The organism is Thalassoroseus sp. (genome assembly GCF_984380535.1).
In genome coordinates, this window is sequence record NZ_CFHRBF010000012.1 from 232,847 (window position 1) to 251,892 (window position 19,046).

The window sequence follows — 19,046 nt, forward strand, 5'->3', positions numbered from 1 at the left end:
GGAACTCCGCGTTACTTGGCGGCGGATTCATGCGAGACCTGTTGAATCTTCGCTTGCGACGTCAGGTAAGTCTGTCGCGAATGTTCGAGCTTCTGGGCAAATGGCACGACTTTGGCAAAGCCATCATGTCGACCGACCAACTCCGCTTGGGGACTCAGGACAATCGTCGCAGGAACGGCATGCACCCCGAGAATTTTTGCGACTCGTTCGTCTTGATCCAAATCCAGATGGACGGGAACGAACATGGAATTGACGTAGCTCGCCATCCGTGGGTCGCCAAGGGTTTCATCTTCCAACTTGTGACAGAAGTGACACCAGGACGCGCCGAACACAAGTAACATCGGTCGCCCGGTTTGCTGCGACAGTCGATGTGCCGCCTGAAGATTCGGCTGCCACTGGACGGTCGTAGGAACAGCGTTCGGAATAACTCCAACGGGTTTGGCGACAGCCACTTGCCCCGAAACTGGTTGGGGATTCGAAACGGTTTGAGCGAACGCGGACTGAGTCGTAGCGAACAGCGAGACCGTCAGCCCGGCGAAACAAATAGCGCGAACGGTTCGTCGATCCATGACGAAGTCCTTCCAGGGAGAGATGAGATTTTCGGAGATGAGAGAGACGCGAAGTCTACCCAGAAAATGCGAATTATGGCAACAGGAATTTTCTGTCCCCAGAACACGAAATATGCTCGCTAGTCGGGACTAGCGAGCATAATCGAAGTTGGTTCGCGGCGGGTGGAATCAGTTGCCACCTGGTCCGAAATTCAGACCGCCAGGCAGTCCGCCACCCGGAAATCCTCCGGGAAAACCGCCGCCCGGATTGCCAGTTGGCGGAGTCGCTGGCTTGTCGGACTTCGCTTGCACAAGTTCGTCCCGTGTAAATTTGAGCTTGTCGTAACTCTCGTTCGAAACGAGGTAGTACCAGTCCGCAAATCGTTTATTCATCGTCTCGGCTTCTTCACGCAAGCCGGCTAATTTTTCTTCGAACGTTTTTAAGTCTTCTTCGTAGCGTTCGACATCCTTTTGATACTGCTCCATTTGTTGCTGAGTCGGTTTGGCATCGGACTTTTCAGCAACGGCCGGTTCACCCGGATCTTGTGCCGGAGGCGAAGCTTTTGGTTCCTCGGGTTTCGTTGGACGACCCGGAACGAGCGACGGATCGAACGCAACCCGCACCATCAGATAACGACTGAGCGACGTTGGATTCTTCGGGTCTTCGTCGGCAGCAGGAGTGTCGTCATCGGCATCATCAGCCTTGGAGTCTTCATCAGGGGTGTCGGTAATGCCGACGTCCTCGTCTTCGGTCGCAGTGCCGGTCTCACCGACTTGAATCTGCCGACGGGTCCCGCGGAATGTTTTGCCGAAGTGCAGATAGTACTTCAAGCCATCTTTTGTCCCGACAACCAACTCCCCTCCCTCGCCATAGATCGCAAATTGCAAATCTTCCACGTTCTGAGGATTGTCAGCCGTATCAAGCAATACTGTATAGCCTTTGTCCTGCAACTGAGGCAACAAACCGCCAGACAGGAACCGAATCACCTCCTGCATCCCCACACCTGGCGGGAGAATCTCCTGATCGATCTTCAGATCTCCCGTCAGTCCGCCAGGTTTCCGACGAACACCTTCGTATTCCAACCCAGCCAAAGCCGAAGTAATGGTGTTGACGGCTGTGGTTTTGAGTTCTTTTTTCGGATCGTTCAGCCCTTCCAACTTCCACTGGCTGTTTTCTTTGTCGAGCGTAATGACATCTTCGTCGACTTTCTTAGGCATGACCCGTCCCGCCCCGACGGGAACCATATCGATCTTGGCATCTTGCTGAGAAATCAACGTCAAATCGCTGGATGTCAGTTGCAACAGATCGGGGTCGATCCAGTCGGCGAACTTTGTCGAGATGTTGTCCAATTTCAGTTCGACAAGGTACGTTTCGTCTTCATCAGGCCGACGAAGATAATACAGGCGATCGTTGTCGGCAGGATGTTTTCCGATGATATAGTCGGCGAGCAAATTCCCGTCGGCATCGGTCAGTTTGATCCGCTGCCCGCGACCGACGAGGACCGTCATGTCTTCGGTCAGTGGATCGACCACGCCATACCGTCGATGCGAGTTTTCCAACCGACCTGCAAGTGCTTCCCGTTTCACACCAATAAGCGAAGCGGCGACCTTGTAGAGTTCGTCCTTGGCTTCGGCGGGGTAATTGTTGTGGGACGGAATTCGCCAAACGCCGTCTTCGTATTCAATTTTGAAGCGGCTGATCGTCGCGAGGTTCTCGTCGTACTCGAAAATCTCCAGAGACTTCGCAGCGGTTGGGTCGTCAAACTCCGGGTAAAACTCTTGCCCGACTTTGACGAACCCCGCCACGTTTGTCGTTTGAGATTGCGTGTACGCACCGTAGGCAATTGCCGCACAAACGAGTGCGACACCCACATAAATTGAAGTTCGAACGCTTTCTTTCATTGCATGAATTCCTGGAAAGCTGCGTTTTGTTTTCTCGATCGTAAGGAGCGTCCGGCGATACGAATCGCTCCTTCGAATGAAATACCGATTGTTCGAGCGTGTATCCCTCGTGGCTTGCGTCCGACTGTTCTTAGAGTCGGCGTTGGTTGGGAATGTCTTGTCGTTCCCCCATCACTCGCAGGCCAAGGAAAATCATCCCGACAAGAATCGGCGGCACGACGGACATGGCAATGGCGTATGCCCGGAAGATGTTTTCGGTTTCGCGGATGCGACGTTGGTAGTAAGCCGTGATCCGTCGCTGCTTCGCTTGCATTTCCTGATCCGCTTGAGCACTCGCCACTTGAATTTCCCGATTCGCGTAGGCTTCGATCCGAGCGGATTCGTCTTCCTTCTCCAACTGCGACAGGTTCGGGTTTTCTTTGATCGCCTTTTGTTGCTCCTCGAATTGCTTCTTGATTCGATCGATCGTTTTCTGTCGATCTTTCTGAGCTTTGGATTCCGCATCCTGCTCGGCTTTGCGAAGTTTGGCGACTTCCTTCTCGATTCGCGTCAGTGTCGGTTGTTTCGGTTTGCGACGACGGATCGGAATTAAGTCCTCGACACCCGCCAACTCATCGACTGCGTTCAGGACGAAGGTCACGTTGTCGAAACTCAGTTCCGAGTTTTCTCGCCGCATTTGAAAGAGCCAATCGCCGATGACGTCGGTATCTGCGACGAAAATGGCGTTGACCTTGGATTCGATGTTCTTCTTGGAATCTTCTTTCGGTTTGCCTTTGACGCGAACGGCAAGTCCGTGCCAATGCCCTTCGTCGAGGACGTAGTTCACCGGACGCAACCCCCGAGCGAACTCAGGGTCACGCGGGTTTCGCAAAACGGTCATCGGTTGTCGTTGTAATGGCGAACCGACCTGCTCCGTGTACTCGTCCCACTCCAATACACCCGACTGACCGCTGGTTGCGATCAGGTAGTCCACCTCGACATCCTTTCGCCCCGCCAACGGCACAACCGTTCCCGAGTACGCCAGGAAAACCTGTTCCAGACCCTTCGTGATTTCACTTTCCGCATTCAACGAGAAGGCGTGAGCACGGGCATCGGCGAAGATGTATTCCACCGGCAGGACCTGTTCTGCAAACCGCAACGGGTTGTGCTGGTCCCAAACGAGTTCACCCGGTTCCCAACTAATTCCAAGCAACTCAAGCAATGGCTCGATTCGTCCGTATTGCACGGGTGGTTGGCCGGGCTGCGTTGGGGGTGCTGGCGGAATCATCGGCGACATTTGCACGACCGCCCGTTGTCGCATCGTAAAGTGTTCGCCATCCGGACCGAATTCCCGTTGGACAATTGGCCGAGGATAGACATACATCGCCGGAATTGGGTCATCGAAGATCAGTGTTGCCCCGCCGTTCTGGACCCACTCCGTCAGGTGGTTCAACGCGGGCTGTTCCAACATCGAAGGCATGACCGCGATGATGACGTCGTAACGTTGTCCGTAGACGTCCAACGCAACTTCCGATTCGGCTTCCTTCGACTTGTCGTCGGACTCTTCGTCTTTGGAATCATCATCCGCGACTTCAATTTCCTTCTCGACGGTATATTCCCGATCGTTCGACTCATCGAGAATCTTCCATTGCTCGCCCTTAGTGACGACATCAATGGTTACCGAGTCCGAGAGGAAGATATCGTTTTTGTCGAACTCCTGCCGAATTGTATCGCTCAGTTCCTTTTTATCGAGCGATTCGACGGCTTCAATATCGAGTGTGAAAAGCTTCTTAAGTCTGTCGATTTCTTGCGAGGCATCGACAGCTTCCACGTTGTATTGACGGCGGAGTTCCTGAACGATTTGTGAAGTCGGAATCGACCGGCCGCCGGGCGAATTTTGGCCCATCAACTGCAGTTGTGTATCGAGAATGCCAATCGTCAAACGCGTGGCATTTGAAACCGTTGCCAACGAGCGGGTGATCTCGTACTCCAACGGAGTCGCCCCGTCGCCAACGAACGGGAGCGTCACAGTGTCGTAACTACTCTCGAAGACCAAACCGAGATAAACGTCGCTTTGACTCACGCGACCGTCTTTTCGGCTGGAAACCGTGACCGGTGTAATGCCGAATCGCTCGGCTTGTTCGACCTCTTCGCTGAACGGCTCGACATCAATGAACTGCACATCGATTTTACCGCCGGCGGCTTTGTCGATCTGGCGAAGCAATCCCACGAGTTGTTTCTTCGCGGGCAGGTACTCACCGGGAACTTCCGGCGAAAGAAATGCTTGAACAATCACCGGGCGTTCGGCTTCGATATTTTCGATCACATTTTCCGTGCCCTGACTGAGCGTGTAATACTTCTGCGGGGTCAGGTCGGCTCGCACAGCAGCTTGGTAGCCGATGACATTCAAACTGACAATCGCCACCGTTACGGCGACAGCTCGGACCGCGTACTGGAATCCCATTCCCATGGATTGCCCGCGACTCCACAGTCGTTTACGGATCACGATGTAATTGAGGTACAGCATGATCGTGGCGAACGAGATGAAGTACAGCACCGACGACAAGGGAATCATCCCCAGACTGAAGTCGCGGAGTTGTTCTCCCACGCTCAGTGATTCTGCCAGTTGAGCATCTGGGAAAAGGTAGTTCGAGCTGAGGTGATATTCCAAATCGCCGGAGATGCCCGGAATAAACCGGTTCCAATCCCAGACGGCGAGCAGGCTGGTGTAGATTTCAGGCAGGTAAACGGGAATTGCACAAACTGCTGCCCCGAGCAAAAACGCCACCGGCGTGCTGCGAGTCAGCGACGACGCAAACAACCCAGCCGCCAACATTGCCACGCCCGCGAGCCAATACCCGAGGTATGTGGTGAAGAACAACCCAACCGATGGCGAACCAATCCAGGCGAGCATCACCCAAATCATCTTCGCGAAACCGAGCACAATCGTGTAAACCGCCAACACGGCGAGGTATTTGCCCAGAAGAATTTCCCGGTCGGTCGAGGGGATCGTGAAAAGCAATTCGTCGGTGCCGAGTCGACGTTCCTCGGACCAAGCGGTCATCGTGATGGCTGGCACGATGAAGAGCAGTAACTGCGGAAACTGTTGCGAAAGTTGGTCGAGCGTCGCCAGGTTATTGGCGAAGAACGTCGCATCGAACGCCAACTGTGCGGCGACGAAACAAAACGCGACAATAAAGAGGTAGCCAACCACACTGAGGAAGTAGCTCATCGTGTTTCGCAGGAAAACGGCCCGCGTCACATGGCTTTTCACCAGCGATATCACCACAAAGGCGATCGGCACCACCAATGCGGCGATCACCAAAGTCGAACTGAGTAAACTGAGCACGTTCATCGCAAACAAGACTCCGTCGGCTGACAATTGGGTCGGCGAAGAAAAAGCAAAGCAGGAAGTCATTCAGAGATTAGGGGGCGGTCAATTCGCGGAATTTCGATTCCATCGCCGCCGGCGCATCGCCAAGTTCCGTGGTTGGACCGTCGAAGATCACGCGGCCATCGTTGACGAGTAACACTCGCGAACACATTGCCTGCACTTCACTGAGAATGTGAGTCGAGAGCAACACGGTCTTCGATTCCGCGAGACTGCGAATCAAGTCGCGGGCATCGTGAGTTTGATTCGGATCGAGTCCGCTGGTTGGTTCGTCGAGAATGAGCACTTGCGGATCGTGTAACAGAGCCTGTGCCATGCCGACCCGCTGGCGATATCCCTTCGACAACTTTGAAATCGGCTTCGACCAGACGGAACGCAAACTACATTTCTCGGTCACGAATTCCGTGCGATCTCGCAATCGACTGCCGGACATTCCGCGTGCCAACCCCATATATTTCAGAAACGACTTCGGTGTCATCTCCGGGTACAAAGGGCCGTTCTCCGGGAGATAGCCGATCAGCTCACTGGCTTGAGCCCGTTCGACGCCGACATCAAAACCCCCGATCCGGGCGGTTCCCTCTGTCGGTGCGAGAAACCCGGTGATGAGTTTCATCGTCGTCGATTTTCCTGCGCCGTTCGGCCCTAGAAATGCAGCGATTTGCCCCTTCGGCACCTCGAACGACACGTTTCGAACCGCGACAAACGGGCCGTAGAACTTGGAAAGCCCGTCGGCGGAAATCATCGCTGTGGATTCGCTCGTCATGGACATCCTCTGTGCGCTATTGTCGATTGTATTGCATCAAAGCTCGTCAGGTCGAATTCCGCCCGCCGGGTGTAATCGGCAACCCGCTCACCAGTGCAACACGGGTGATCGGGTTCGAAATTCGTCTTCCCCTGACAACCGATTGCCAAGGTCAAGATGCGTTGTGAAGCTCCCCCTCGATTGCCGAGAGCACTTCCATCAATCTTTTCCTATTACGCCTTTCTTTACTGGGCGCGTTGGCGGAAGTCCAGGGACTCCAAAAAAAAACCGGACGTTGTTTACGTCCGGAGTTGATTGATATGGTGTATCGAGCACCCGTAGCCAAGAGTCGGACCGCTTCGCCCCGATTCTCTCACGATGACTTTCGATTCGCACCTCTTGATGATTCCAAGGCAGCCCGAACTTATTCGGCTTGATTGACGGGAACCATCACATCGAGGCTGTATTGTTCGTCAAAACCACGCAGCCAATTTCCGAGCATTTCGCCTGCTTCGCTCGATGCAACTTGCTGCATGCCTTGTAGCCGCACGCGTTCTTGCGGAGCGTCGGCTTGGAAGTTGATAAAGGCTTGTCGGAGCGCTTCACGGTCCGTGGGTTGCGTGTACGCACGGGAATCGACTTTGGCCACATAAAACGCGGTGACATCCGCATTTGGAGCAACGCCGACGTCCCCCGGTTCCAGGTCCTGGAACACGGTTTTCATGAAACGTGGTCCGGCCTTGGGCACGGCATCCAGTTGGCTAATTTGCGGAGGAGACGCTTGAGGACTCCGCATGTTGAACGGCGCTGGTTCCATCCAAGCGAATGACCCGGTCGCGGTCACTTTGACCGGTTCACCACCGAGCTTCGTCTCAGCCAGGACCTCTTCCATAGCGGCATCCTTCGCATCACGGACTTTCTTCGCCAATGATTCGGCTTCTTTCTCGGCGGGTTCGCGGGCTTCGAGCATCTTGAATGCTTGAAGGACCTGATCGCGGACGTCAGCAAACTCGGGAACGCGACCTTCGGAATCGGCAATCTTCCAATAAGCGTAGCGACTTCCCTTTTCGACCGGTTCCCGTGTCACCAATGGCCCAGGCAAACCTGGGAAACTCTGAACACGCTTCGTGGAGTCGATGGCATGATGCGGCATATACAACGCCGTTGGCGGTTCTCGGAAAACCCGCGTGACGACAACCGGCCCCTCTTGCCGAGTGATCCGCAGTTCCGTCTCGATGCCTTCGACAAAGGAATCCGTTTCTTCCACTTTGGGTTGGATGGCCAGTGAAAGCGATTCCAACTGTGACTGCAGTTGACGCGGTTGGAGAAGTGGTGTCTCTCGGTAAGTCAGCCGATTTTTCTTGGCGAACTCTTTGAGTTTGCTGGCGATGGCGTCATGATCGGCTTCCTCACCGGCATCGACGGCCCGCGTAAACTCTTCTTGCAGGTCTTCCATCTCGTCTTCGACGGATTCCATCACTTTGTCGATTTCCCGTCGTGCCGCAATCGCCGCTTTGCGTTCGTTGATGTCTGTGAGGGTCGCTTTGATTTGTTCGCGAACCTCGGACAACGGCAAGAACGCCGGGACTTCAGCCATAGCCGGTCCGCCGGGGTTGCCTTTTCCAGCACCTCGCTCGGCGACCGCTGGACCATTGAACGGAGTTGCGTTCTCGGCTTGCTTACTCGCACTGCGTGGATTGCGGTACTTGGAACGATTTGCTTCGTAGTATTCGTTAATTTGTTCGTCTGTCACGCTTTCCGTCTTGCCGACAAAGTCTTCGAACTTGGCTTCCAGGTAGGCCAATTTGACACTTCGCAGCCGACCGAATTTCGGTTCGGGGGTCATCAGTTCCACTGGTTCGACCCACCCCAAATCGTCGTCGAAATAGCCGCGTGGAAATTGAGTCTTGTACTGTTCGAACAAGGCCGACAAACGGTCGTCCGTCGGTGTTTTTACAGATTTCGCAAACGCCGACACCGGCACTTCCGCGACGGTCAACGTTTGCGTCACCGCCATTCGCTTGTAGTAGTCCCACAATTGGGCCGGCGTAATTTGCGGTTCAGGCTGAATCAAACTCGCATAGAGCTTGGCTTTGATTTGGTATCGCAGGATATCGAACAAATCTTCATCGCTGATCTTCAGTTGCTTCCGAGCTGCGATAAAGTCTTCTCGAATCTTCTTGCCGAAATTTCGTGAGAGATAATCCGCGACGGCGGCATCCGAAATGCGAATGCCGATTTCGTCCGCTTCCTGAGCCATCACGAACTGACGGCCAACTTCTCGACGTTCCTCGGCTGGAGACAAATCACCGATCGGGCCGAAACTGAGACTGCGAACCATCCGTTCCCATTGTTGGGCCTGACCTTGGCCGGGGCGTCCGTAGACTTCCTCCGCCATAATCATAATGAACTGGTTGGCAATTCGGCGTTTGGCCATCAGGTCCTGCAGTTCGTCTTCATCGAGCGTGCCAACCGACGAGGACACCGCATACTGTTTTCCGAGCAGGGTCGGCAGGAAAAAGGCGAACAACAGCCCGACGCCCGCCCCCACGGCGGCATACAGCGATCCGTTTCCTTGCGGCGTGCCGAAGACCCAGAAAATCAACGCTCCCGCAGCCATCGCCAGCACGAACGGCAGATAAGTCAGCAGCGACCCACCGCCACCTTGGCCGTTGGGAAGAGCGTCGGCAATGATGAACGCGAACATCGCCAAAGCGGTCAGAGCAGCCATCAAAATTTTGTTTGTGCGACTGCCACTGCGGAAGTAACGGAAGGGCATCTTGAGTTCCCTCTCAACGAATCCGAGGAGCCGGATTCCGAGCGTAATGTGTGATCAACGAAGGGCGAACGTTAACGTAACCTGGAAATTACGTTGACGTACCGCCCAGGTCTCCAAAACGTGATTGTAGCTGGGATGACAGATGAAACAAGGGACATGCAACCTGCAGAACACGCAGAACTTCTGCACATCGCGAGGCCATCGATCAGTCCCCGAAATAATTGCTCTTGAAGACGATCGCGATAACAACCAATGCCACACCGAACAACGCAAACGCAATGGCAATCGGATTCCCGTCGAGCACGAGACCGATCATATCGACGAGAAAGGCCGGAACCACGCGATCTGACAAGACGTGCATCACTCTGCCTTACTCCCGTTCGTCTTCGTCGATGTCTTCATCCTTCGCCATCATGTTCTTGATCAGCGGAATGCCAAACACGACGCCAATCCCCAACGCAAGACAGCCAATCGCCACTGGATCGCCCTCGAAGACTTTCCGCAGAAGATCGCCTCGACGCGCAAACACAAAGGTAGCCGCAGTCATCCACATGATCCCAACCTCGCTGCTGAAGAGAAAGAGACAGACAACAACGCGAGTCAACTACTGGCGCTGCGATAGCTGCGAAGCGCCCGATGGAAGACCCACCGGGATAAGAGTAACCCGAACAGTGATGCACCGAAAGTCACTGCTGTCAGCCAACTCGGATTGATCGCCTTCGAGAGTAATACACGAGCGGGAATCGTGACGACGAGGAGAATCGGAACCACATATGTGAACGAGACTTGCAACACATCGCCGGCTGTCCAATCGGCGGTATCGGAAGGGGTGTCACCATTCGGTCCGCTGCCGTAAATGCTCCGGGGATAACGTGCGAACACGGTCAGATAAAACCAGAAGTCGTACAGGCTCTGATTCCGCCCCAACCAGATACTCGTGCTGGCGAGGATGATCATCAAACTGTAAAAGAACGCCACTCCGTTCCCAATGAGCAGCAAATACAACGCGACCTCCGTGAACCCAATTGGTTGGGGCAAATCGCCTTTTTGATCCATCAAAACAATCGAATAGACCAGCAAGCCGATCGCCAAACCGATCTGCCCGAGCATGGCGATGTTGATTTTCTCAAAGCTGATTAGAAACTGGGTGTCAATCGGTTTCAGAAGCGCAAAGTCGAGGTTGCCGGTGCGGATGAGTTCGCTGAAGTTCGCACAGTTCGGCATAAAGAAGGTTTCGACGATCGCGTTAATCAGCATTCCGGTCGCCATGAAGGCGTAATACTGTTCACGAGTCCAATCGTTGATCGTCGCAACTTGGCCGTAGATGATCTCGAACAATGCCAACTGCGCGACGAACCAGAACGCTCGTGTGATCAGCGTGATGACGAAGTTCCCCCGGAACGACATCTCCCGCAACAGCGAATTCTTGAAGAACGTCCAATAGACGGAGCCATAGTGTGGATGCATGTCGGGATTATCGAGGGCGACGACGGGAGCGTCAAGGAGATGATGTAGAGCGTGGAGGGTTGAGAGTAGAGCGTCTTTTCTGCCATCCCCACTCTCTACCCGCTACCCTCTACGCAAAAAACGCGGTGCCCCGTGGCGTTCACGGACGAACGTCAAATACGGTTCCAACCGCTCCAACTGTTCCTCATCGTCGCCTCTCAGTTTGTTCGATTGCAGACGACGCAGGCTGCGGTTGTAGTCTTCGATGGCCGTCGCTTGTTGTTCGGGGTTCCAGCGATGCCAGGGAATTTGTTGAGTATGAGCGGCGAACCAATCGTAAGCAGCGTTTCGACTGCCGGTAGTTCGCCAACCGTGATATTGCGACCACAGACTCCCCGGAATATACGCCAATCCGCCGTTCTGGTACTGCCAAACGTGACCGATCTCGTGAATCAACACGTACAGGCCGTTTTCGGTCAGATCGAGCGAATCGCCCATGAAGTGTCCCCAATCGGACTTCAAATGGACGGTGTTTCGCACGCCTTTCGGGGCACCGACAGAGACTAAGCCATCCCGCGTGATACGGATCTTTTCGAGGTTCACGCTGTCATGAAAAATTTCACGGGCGTACTCGGTTTCGAAGTCGGTCAGCTTGCGACGGGCGGTGATGAGGCGATCGCCAATGGCCGTTCCACCCACTAACCCCGCTGCTCCGACCGCGACACTTCCCGCAAGACCGGCGAGTAATCCGCCCGCAATCGTGCCGCCGGTTGCCAGACCCGCCCCCGACGTGAGACCGAAGAACACCGAACGACGTGTGGGGCTGGGCATAGCTGCTGATGATGGTGTGACGAGGCCTAAGGTGATGGGATGACGCAAGGTCTTATCATAACCATTGCGTGAGCTGGATGCATCAACGACCTGACACCTCAGTCTCCCCTCGTTGCAATCCGCATTGTGATTTCATGTCTTTTTCGATGAAGACGTTTCCATGGGACGCAGGACAAGAAAATGATCGTAGTAGTACTTCACAACGATGAAACTCAACGCGAGCCCTGAGAGGAAACCCAATTCCCACCAACCGCTGCCGATCTCACCAGAGAGGAGAAAGCCGCAAAAGGAACACGTGGTAACCGTCAAAAAAGCGATGCGGACCCAAAGCATCAGAGAGTTAGGATACTTCAAGGAACAGTAGCACTTGCGACACGTGAACCGTCCTGTCGCCAGCAGATACCGGTTCCAAGTCAATCGAAATTGATGGTGACAACTTGGGCATTGCATATTCTCCTCAACGTGATTCACGTTGAGAGTTCAACTAGAACTTTTCCTTGGAAATCGACGACTTCAATTCCGGCGACTTCATTGCGTTTTTTTTCTCGTCGTAGATTTCCATGATCGCAACGTGATCGGTGAAGTGCTTGATCGTCGAAAGCGTGACGAAGACCCCTCCAAACTCAACGAGAAACACAGCGAAAATGGGATGGACGTTGCCCGGCAACCCAAGGAGGCAGCCGAACCCGAAGCAGGCGAGAACAATGGTCAGCTGAATTCCAAGCGAATTGGAAGGTTTAACCTTCAACACCTGATAGCACTTCGGACATCGGTAACATGATCCGACACTTCGCAAGAAGCGGGACCACGTTAGCGGGAATTCATGGTTGCAATTGGGGCATCTCATGTCCCGTTAAACGTGATCCGCGTTCGAGATTCAACAACTATAGTAGTTTACTTTTGATCATAGCGGTTTCTGTCTCGTGGCGGTCGGAAAACGAAGGCTTTTCCGCGATCTTCACGGACACAGAAGACCGTAATACGGTCTATTCGCCGGCAAGCTGTTGGGCCTTTTTGGCGAGTTCGACGAATTCGCCGCGGTAGCCGTTGACGTCGGCCCCGGCGTTGTGGTCGGCTCGATTGATGACGTGCTCGTAGTGTGCTTCCTTAGCGTACTCGGAGTGCCGTAGTAGCAGACCAAATTCAGCGACGGCAGCGGCGAATTGGAAGTCGCCACTAGCTTCGTCGAATGTTTGACCTTTGTCGGTGAACGGTTCGCGGAACTCGGTGCTGGTGTCGCCTTCGGGTTCTTTGTACCGCAGACGCACGGTCAGCATTTCTTGACTCGCCGCTTCGTCATCATCGGTGGCTTGCTTCGGAACTTCCGCGACGGCCGGTTTCGCGGTTGCGTATTTCGACGCGTCGACAGACTTCGTCGGTACAGCCATGCCGGCCGGTACAATTTCATAGAGCGCGGTGACACTGTGACCGGCTCCGATTTCGCCGGCGTCTTTCTTGTCGTCTTTGAAGTCTTCCGCCCGGAGCATGCGGTTCTCATAACCGATGAGTCGATAAGCCGCGACGACGTTCGGGTTGAAGTCGACTTGAATCTTCACGTCCTTGGCGATCGTCACTAGTGTGCCACTCATCTGTTCGATGAAGACCTTCTGAGCTTCTTTCTCGGTGTCGATGTAGCTGTAATTTCCATTGCCGGCGTTGGTGAGTTTCTCCATTTTGGCGTCTTGATAATTACCCGACCCGACGCCACAGATGCTCAGAAAGATATCCGATTTTGCTTTCTTCTTGATCATCTCGACCAATTCGCTGTCGTTGCTGATGCCAACGTTGAAATCGCCGTCTGTGCAGAGAATCACCCGGTTCGTGCCGCCGGGAATCAGGTTGCGGGTGGCTTCGTCGTAGGCCAGTTGAATTCCCGCCGATCCGTGTGTCGAACCGCCGGCTTTCAGGGAATTAATCGCAGCCAAGATCGTGGTTTTCTCGTCACACGGCGTCGAAGGTAACACGACACGCGTGCCGTCGGCGTAAATAACAAGACCAACGCGGTCGTCCGCACCGAGTTCCCGCACCAGCATACTCAAGGCCGATTTGACCAGATTCAACTTATTGGAACTTCGCATCGAACCAGAGACGTCGACCAGGAACACCAAATTACTTGATGGGCGTTGGTCGCGTTCGATTTCCCGGCCTTTCAGACCGATGCGGACCAAGCGGTGATCCGGAGCCCATGCACAACCTGCCGCCTCCACATGCACGGCGAATGGAGCTTTACCATCGGTTGGCGGGGTATAGTCGTAGGTGAAATAGTTGACCATTTCCTCGATCCGCACCGCTCCGGGCGGGGGAATTCGACCTTGGTTCAACAGGCGACGCACGTTGCTGTAAGAGGCAGTATCGACATCGATCGAGAACGTCGAAAGCGGTTCGCGTTCCACGAGATGGAACGGATTTTCGACGATCGAGTCGTATCCTTCGGTGTTATGTTCGACCGGAGGTTCTGCGGAGTTGACCAGCGGAATTCCAAAGGCATTATCCGCATCGGACTTTTTGCCGCCTCGACTCAATGCGACACGATTTTCGACATCACGAACTCGGGAAAGTGGCATCTCCATCGCTCGGCCGGGTACTGCCGGTGAGTTGGCAACCGTTTGTGTTCCCCCTGCCGGCGAAGCCGTTGGAGCGGGTGCCGCTGCACCTTCCATCGGGTGGGATTCAGACTCAGCTTTTCTCGCGTAGGATTCGTCAGTTACTGGAGTGGAGGCGTCCATCGGCATATCACCGCTGGCAGGAGCCGATCCCACTCGCGCGTCGCCCGCTTCTTCCATTGCGGTCGCGTTTTCTCTGACAGCCTGGGCGTCGCCGGCCCCTTTTTCTCCGCAGCCGGTGATCATCGCACAGCAGACCAGCAGCACAGCCCCATGAGCCATCGATGTCTTGAGACGTGACATCTTCATCGCAAACCCTCCTCGAATGTGGGTCGTCAAAGACCGCCGATACGGAGGGCGATGGCGGCGGCCTGATTGGGATCGAAATACCTACGGAATCGAAACCGGATAGGACGCCCTCACCCACAGAGATGCGCCCGGGCCGCTGAAAATTCCCGATTATTCCCGAAAGTTTGAGATTCGATCGGGAGCATTCTTTATTTTCGAGTTTGAATGACTTTCAGCGTTTCGTTGGCGTCATAGTAGGTCGCTTCGATGACCTGGAACGTTTGCAGATCGATCAACGTTCGCATGTTCGGATACAGGACGTTCTTATTCGGCGACGCCAATCGCCAATCGAGTTCCACGGTCTCTTCGGTTTTTGAGAGCACGTCGATCCGAAAATTTGCCAGGATTTCATCGGGCGTGGCGTAAACCGGAATCGGTGACATGGGAAACGGCAAGCGAATGATATTCGGAGTCGTGCCAAGAGTTTTGGCAGAGGCGGGCGTGATCTTTCCCTGCATGAGCAACTGCGGGCCCGGGTACCAATGCGGCGTTCGATAGTGAATGTTCTTCTCGATATCATTCGCAAACGCCTGGAGGACCGAGGATGATTCCTGATGCCTTGCAGCCCAGGCGTCGAGGATCTCTCGCACTCGTGGATCGACCGTGGGTTTCTTCGGAATCGGTTTGGCTTCCGCGTCGGCTACGCGAATCAATCGGGGTGCGTTCTCGGCGACCATCACCGGAGCGGCATCGAAGCCGGGAGTGAGGGGGCTGGCATCACTTCGCCAGCGACAAACCACAGTGAGTGATTGCCGTTTCGGCTGACCAGCGAGATCAAAAAACTCGACTCCCACCGGCAACGGATTATCCGCCAGAAAAACGACTTCCACACGACTGAAGAACAAACCATCGACCGGATCAATCGGTTCGGCGGCGAGTCGAGTGGTGTTTTCATCGTGACTAACGCACTCCCAACGGAAACGGTCTGTCAGGTCTTTCGCATCGACGGGGCCGCTGAAACTCAGGACGGCATCAATTTCATGAGCCGAGTGCTCCGGGCCGCCGACTCGCAGGAGATGCTCGCGATCCAATCGGCCGGGTTTGCGTGTCTCCGCGGCGGCTTGTTCCCACTTCGTGAGGAATTTCTGCACGGTGAGTGGGGCATCGTCCGCGTATGCCAAGTTCGTCGGCAAAACGAAAACGGCAAGCAAACCGGCGGCAATCCATTGTCGCATGTGAGCACCTGTAGCGGTAAAGCTGAGGCAAATTTGGCAAGATAGGGCAATGTGAAATCCCGGTCCGGTCCCTGGACGGAAAATCGAGCGGCGGGAGTGTAGCGATGTTCCCGAAATGCGCGAATGGCATTTTTTTTCCTCAAGTTCCCGAAATTGCTTTTGAGTTTCCCATTGACCCGCAGTCTAACCCCCAGAACCTGTCCACAAACACGTCGTCCGACACGACCGGCGACACTTCCGGAGCGATCATGAGCGAGCCAGCGTCCGCCCGCGAATTCGATCGTCTGGTGCAAACCCATTTGGAGGCCACCTTGAGAATGGCCATCAGACTCACCGGCGACCTGCACTCCGCAGAGGATGTCGTTCAGGAATCACTCGTGAAAGCTGCGAAGTATTGGAAATCATTTCGCAAGGAAGCCTCGTTTCGCACGTGGTTGTATCGCATTGTCATCAACACCCTGCATGACTTCCGAGTCGTGGAAGGCCGAAGAAATCCCGTATCGCAGAGCTTGTCCGAACAACCGGTCGATCGGGCAAGAACCAATCCCGATCAACGCCTGTTACAGAACGAGTTGGCCGATGTGGTCGCCCAGCAAGTTTCCGCGTTGCCGCCGCGACAACGGGAAGTCCTGGTGCTAACGGCTTACGAAGGGCTCTCCATCGCCGAAACCGCCGCCACGCTCGAGATGTCGGAAGCCAACGTGAATTCCAATTTGCACGCAGCTCGCAAACGACTGCGAGAAGTCCTTCGTCCCTATCTTCAAGAGAAAGCGTGAGCCGATGAACGCCGAACATTTTGAAGATTTCGAAGAACAACCAACGGCCGATCGCGACCCGCTCGACGATCTACTTGCTGAAGCCCATTGGCCGGAACCGACGCCGCTTGTGGAAGAACGGCTGCAACGACATTGGCGGACACTCCGTCCGCGAGAATCTCGGTTCGATCGTCGCTGGCTTGTCGCCGCTGCGGCTGCGGTGCTCATCGGTGTTGTCTGGTGCGCTCGTTCGCACTGGAATGCTGCGAATCGCGTTCGCGTTCCGATCGCTGTTCCTGATCCGCTATCGCAACCAACTCCGCCACCGCCGCCGAAAATCGTGGGAACACCTCAGGAACTGCCGCCGCAATATTCGACAAGTCGACCGGCGAACCCAATCGAAATTGCCGTCTTGGATCGCGACAAAAAGAAGACAAAGAAGACAAAGAAGATCCGGAAGAAACGACCGATTGATCCGCTCGTCGTGGCAGCGAAACAAATGGAGCGATACCCCGGAGCGGTCATTGCGGAGAAACCGGAGACCACCATCAAAGACCACCGGGCCTTCGAGAGCCGGTTGCTTGCCCTCATCCCGAGAAGCAATCCCCAGCACCAACGGACTTTGTTGCGTCTCTTAAATTCGGTGGCGTCGCCACGTTCGACACCGCTGTTGTTAGCCTGTCGCACTCGCCCCGATCTGCAGCCCATTGTCGAACCGACATTACTACGAGTGGCAGATGCCAACACGTTGTATCGGCTTTCCCAGACAGAATTCGTCGCGACTCGTCAGGCGAAGTTTCTTGAACCATTATTGACTCACGACGATCCCCAGGCACCGGAACTGTTCCTTCAAGCGGTGATGTCGCCTCAAACACGACACGTGGCATTCGAGTTGGCGGCGATAACACCAAACCCGCCAACGGAAGCGTTTTTCGAGGCTTTGAATCACCGCCGGGCCGATGTTCGCACGATCGCTGCGTTAGTGCTAGGACGTGTCCTCGATGACACCGTCACACCACGGCTAGTGCAATGGATTCATCGTGAGCCCAGCCGTCACGAACTTTGGATCGCGTTGCTAGACCGTCCCGAACCACAAGTCAGAACCTTCATCGCCCAAGCCTGTCGTTCCCGACAAGTGTTTGCAACGGTGTCGTCGGCCGAACTTATGCGACAAGCGTTTGACCGCCCGGCCATCAAATCTCCGGTTATTTCCAACCGCCGCTATCTCCCAATCAGCCCCAGTTAAAAGGATGAAACCATGCGAATTCCCAGAATGACAGCGTTCGCCTTACTGACTGTTAGTCTCATTCAGTCCGGAGACTTGGCAAACGCTCAAGTCGACGAAAAAGCCAAAAAGAATGCAACGTCGAAGAACAGTTTCACCCCGTTCAGCGCTGGGAGTGAAGAACAGAGAGAAGGGTCGCTCGCAATTGTCCGCGTTTACAACATTGCGGATCTGCTGTCATCTCCGCCAAATTATCCCTATGAACCGGGTTTGCCGACGACAGGCAATGCACCTGCCGCCGCGGGCCTTGGCGGTTTTGGAGGGGGCGGCTTTGGAGGAGGAGGTGGTGGCGGAACTGGCGGTGGTGGCCAAGCTGCTGGCGGTGGTGCTGGCTTCTTCGCCGTCCCGACGACCCACCATCAATTCGGTGGCGGTGGACTTGGTGGCGCTGGTGGATTGGGTGGTGGTCCGGTAGAAGATGAAACGCTCGCGTTAGAAATCCTAATGGACCTGATCTTTGAAACGGTCGGCTCCAATTGGGGCGAAGAAGATGCCAACGGACGGGCCTATGAAATCCGAGACTACAAACAGATGCTTGTCGTTTCCCAGACCGCGAGCATGCACGAGCAGATCGAATCGTTCCTGCAAGAACTTCGCAAGCATAGCGGGGCAGACACGATGCTCACTGTGCAGGTCCATTGGCTCCCTATGGTCGAAGGCGAGACCATGGAAGAATTTCAGCAGGCCACCGAGGCATTGCGTCAGAAAGATGCTAAAGCGGCTGATGAGCAGCAAAAGTTGATCGCCGAACAACTCAAAGACGCCAGTTATTATGGCCGAATCACCTGTCATAGCGGGCAAACCGTGCATTTAGCTTCCGGCTCGCGACGGATGGTTATTCGAGGTGCGACTCCTAGTGTCGGTTTTGGTTCCGCCGCCTATACACCAGAAGTCGCCTACCCGCATATCGGCACGATCGTTCAAGTCAAACCATCCTTGAACGCTGAGAAAAACACGGTTTCGTTGGACATCTGGAGCACCGTCACCGGATGGGAAGAACCCGGCGAGCCTGTTCAACTCACGGCTGAATTCAATCGTGTCAAGAGCGATCAAGGCGAGACCGGCGGCGGGAAAGCTCAAGCGATGATCGACCGTGTCAATATGCCAACCCGGCATCTCGCCACCTCCGTTCGCTTGCCTCTCGGTGTACCCACGATTATTGGCACTCTGACGAACGATCAATCGCCAAGCAACAACGAGAAGCCGTCCACTCGGCAACTCGTGTTAGTTGTCGAAGTCACCGCGAGCGACTCGAAGTAAGC

16 protein-coding genes are annotated in these 19,046 nt (G+C 54.8%); 4 read left to right on the forward strand and 12 right to left on the reverse strand.

Going from position 1 to position 19,046, the window contains the following annotated elements; genetic code table 11:
* Positions 1–11 precede the first annotated feature (11 nt).
* The 4 genes from AC5DDB_RS17945 to AC5DDB_RS17960 all read right to left on the reverse strand — a co-directional run bounded on the left by AC5DDB_RS17945 (position 12) and on the right by AC5DDB_RS17960 (position 6,583).
* The gene (locus AC5DDB_RS17945; protein ID WP_491741123.1) at positions 12–569 is read right to left on the reverse strand and encodes a thioredoxin family protein; all 558 of its coding nucleotides are present in this window, start codon (positions 567–569) and stop codon (positions 12–14) included.
* 168 nt (positions 570–737) lie between these two features.
* Positions 738–2,450: a DUF4340 domain-containing protein gene (locus AC5DDB_RS17950; protein WP_491741124.1), complete on the reverse strand. Its 1,713-nt coding sequence runs from the start codon at positions 2,448–2,450 to the stop codon at positions 738–740.
* A gap of 130 nt (positions 2,451–2,580) precedes the next feature.
* Complete coding sequence (locus tag AC5DDB_RS17955) at positions 2,581–5,784, reverse strand: DUF7088 domain-containing protein (protein WP_491741125.1); 3,204 nt, start codon at positions 5,782–5,784, stop codon at positions 2,581–2,583.
* A gap of 70 nt (positions 5,785–5,854) precedes the next feature.
* Positions 5,855–6,583: an ABC transporter ATP-binding protein gene (locus tag AC5DDB_RS17960; protein ID WP_491741126.1), complete on the reverse strand. Its 729-nt coding sequence runs from the start codon at positions 6,581–6,583 to the stop codon at positions 5,855–5,857.
* Positions 6,584–6,594: 11 nt separating this feature from the next.
* Here AC5DDB_RS17960 and AC5DDB_RS17965 point away from each other — a divergent pair, with 11 nt between their 5' ends.
* Positions 6,595–6,750, forward strand: coding sequence for a hypothetical protein (locus AC5DDB_RS17965; protein ID WP_491741127.1), 156 nt, complete (start codon positions 6,595–6,597; stop codon positions 6,748–6,750).
* 236 nt (positions 6,751–6,986) lie between these two features.
* On the opposite strand, the gene AC5DDB_RS17970 is transcribed toward AC5DDB_RS17965, so the two are convergent.
* From AC5DDB_RS17970 to AC5DDB_RS18005, 8 genes are all read right to left on the reverse strand, one after another.
* Positions 6,987–9,293, reverse strand: coding sequence for a hypothetical protein (locus tag AC5DDB_RS17970; RefSeq protein ID WP_491741128.1), 2,307 nt, complete (start codon positions 9,291–9,293; stop codon positions 6,987–6,989).
* 253 nt (positions 9,294–9,546) lie between these two features.
* On the reverse strand, positions 9,547–9,702 hold the full coding sequence (locus AC5DDB_RS17975) for a hypothetical protein (protein WP_491741129.1): 156 nt from the start codon (positions 9,700–9,702) through the stop codon (positions 9,547–9,549).
* Between the two features lie 9 nt (positions 9,703–9,711).
* Complete coding sequence (locus tag AC5DDB_RS17980) at positions 9,712–9,888, reverse strand: hypothetical protein (protein ID WP_491741130.1); 177 nt, start codon at positions 9,886–9,888, stop codon at positions 9,712–9,714.
* Positions 9,889–9,941: 53 nt separating this feature from the next.
* On the reverse strand, positions 9,942–10,808 hold the full coding sequence (locus tag AC5DDB_RS17985; RefSeq protein WP_491741131.1) for an ABC transporter permease: 867 nt from the start codon (positions 10,806–10,808) through the stop codon (positions 9,942–9,944).
* Between the two features lie 102 nt (positions 10,809–10,910).
* Entirely contained in the window at positions 10,911–11,666 is a 756-nt protein-coding gene (locus AC5DDB_RS17990) for a hypothetical protein (RefSeq protein ID WP_491741132.1), read from the reverse strand.
* Between the two features lie 436 nt (positions 11,667–12,102).
* Positions 12,103–12,369, reverse strand: a complete 267-nt coding sequence (locus AC5DDB_RS17995) for a hypothetical protein (RefSeq protein ID WP_491741133.1) — start codon at positions 12,367–12,369, stop codon at positions 12,103–12,105.
* 235 nt (positions 12,370–12,604) lie between these two features.
* Entirely contained in the window at positions 12,605–14,530 is a 1,926-nt protein-coding gene (locus AC5DDB_RS18000) for a vWA domain-containing protein (protein ID WP_491741134.1), read from the reverse strand.
* Positions 14,531–14,718: 188 nt separating this feature from the next.
* A complete protein-coding gene (locus AC5DDB_RS18005; protein ID WP_491741135.1) occupies positions 14,719–15,744 on the reverse strand; it encodes a hypothetical protein in 1,026 nt (341 codons plus the stop codon).
* A gap of 248 nt (positions 15,745–15,992) precedes the next feature.
* On the opposite strand from AC5DDB_RS18005, the gene AC5DDB_RS18010 reads away from it, so the two are divergent.
* The 3 genes from AC5DDB_RS18010 to AC5DDB_RS18020 are packed head-to-tail and all read left to right on the forward strand — an operon-like array spanning position 15,993 to position 19,044.
* Positions 15,993–16,520: an RNA polymerase sigma factor gene (locus AC5DDB_RS18010; protein WP_491741136.1), complete on the forward strand. Its 528-nt coding sequence runs from the start codon at positions 15,993–15,995 to the stop codon at positions 16,518–16,520.
* 4 nt (positions 16,521–16,524) lie between these two features.
* A complete protein-coding gene (locus AC5DDB_RS18015; RefSeq protein WP_491741137.1) occupies positions 16,525–17,745 on the forward strand; it encodes a hypothetical protein in 1,221 nt (406 codons plus the stop codon).
* Between the two features lie 12 nt (positions 17,746–17,757).
* A complete protein-coding gene (locus AC5DDB_RS18020; RefSeq protein WP_491741138.1) occupies positions 17,758–19,044 on the forward strand; it encodes a hypothetical protein in 1,287 nt (428 codons plus the stop codon).
* The last annotated feature ends 2 nt before the right edge of the window (positions 19,045–19,046 follow it).

What these genes read in the sequence shown, in the direction of transcription:
- AC5DDB_RS17960 (WP_491741126.1), bottom strand. Translation starts at nt 6,583, where the DNA reads ATGACGAGCGAATCCACAGCGATGATTTCCGCCGACGGGCTTTCCAAG.
- AC5DDB_RS17985 (WP_491741131.1), bottom strand. Translation starts at nt 10,808, where the DNA reads ATGCATCCACACTATGGCTCCGTCTATTGGACGTTCTTCAAGAATTCG.
- AC5DDB_RS18000 (WP_491741134.1), bottom strand. Translation starts at nt 14,530, where the DNA reads ATGAAGATGTCACGTCTCAAGACATCGATGGCTCATGGGGCTGTGCTG.
- AC5DDB_RS17955 (WP_491741125.1), bottom strand. Translation starts at nt 5,784, where the DNA reads ATGAACGTGCTCAGTTTACTCAGTTCGACTTTGGTGATCGCCGCATTG.
- AC5DDB_RS17970 (WP_491741128.1), bottom strand. Translation starts at nt 9,293, where the DNA reads ATGGCTGCTCTGACCGCTTTGGCGATGTTCGCGTTCATCATTGCCGAC.
- AC5DDB_RS17980 (WP_491741130.1), bottom strand. Translation starts at nt 9,888, where the DNA reads ATGACTGCGGCTACCTTTGTGTTTGCGCGTCGAGGCGATCTTCTGCGG.
- AC5DDB_RS18015 (WP_491741137.1), top strand. Translation starts at nt 16,525, where the DNA reads ATGAACGCCGAACATTTTGAAGATTTCGAAGAACAACCAACGGCCGAT.
- AC5DDB_RS17945 (WP_491741123.1), bottom strand. Translation starts at nt 569, where the DNA reads ATGGATCGACGAACCGTTCGCGCTATTTGTTTCGCCGGGCTGACGGTC.
- AC5DDB_RS18005 (WP_491741135.1), bottom strand. Translation starts at nt 15,744, where the DNA reads ATGCGACAATGGATTGCCGCCGGTTTGCTTGCCGTTTTCGTTTTGCCG.
- AC5DDB_RS17975 (WP_491741129.1), bottom strand. Translation starts at nt 9,702, where the DNA reads ATGCACGTCTTGTCAGATCGCGTGGTTCCGGCCTTTCTCGTCGATATG.
- AC5DDB_RS18020 (WP_491741138.1), top strand. Translation starts at nt 17,758, where the DNA reads ATGCGAATTCCCAGAATGACAGCGTTCGCCTTACTGACTGTTAGTCTC.
- AC5DDB_RS17950 (WP_491741124.1), bottom strand. Translation starts at nt 2,450, where the DNA reads ATGAAAGAAAGCGTTCGAACTTCAATTTATGTGGGTGTCGCACTCGTT.
- AC5DDB_RS18010 (WP_491741136.1), top strand. Translation starts at nt 15,993, where the DNA reads ATGAGCGAGCCAGCGTCCGCCCGCGAATTCGATCGTCTGGTGCAAACC.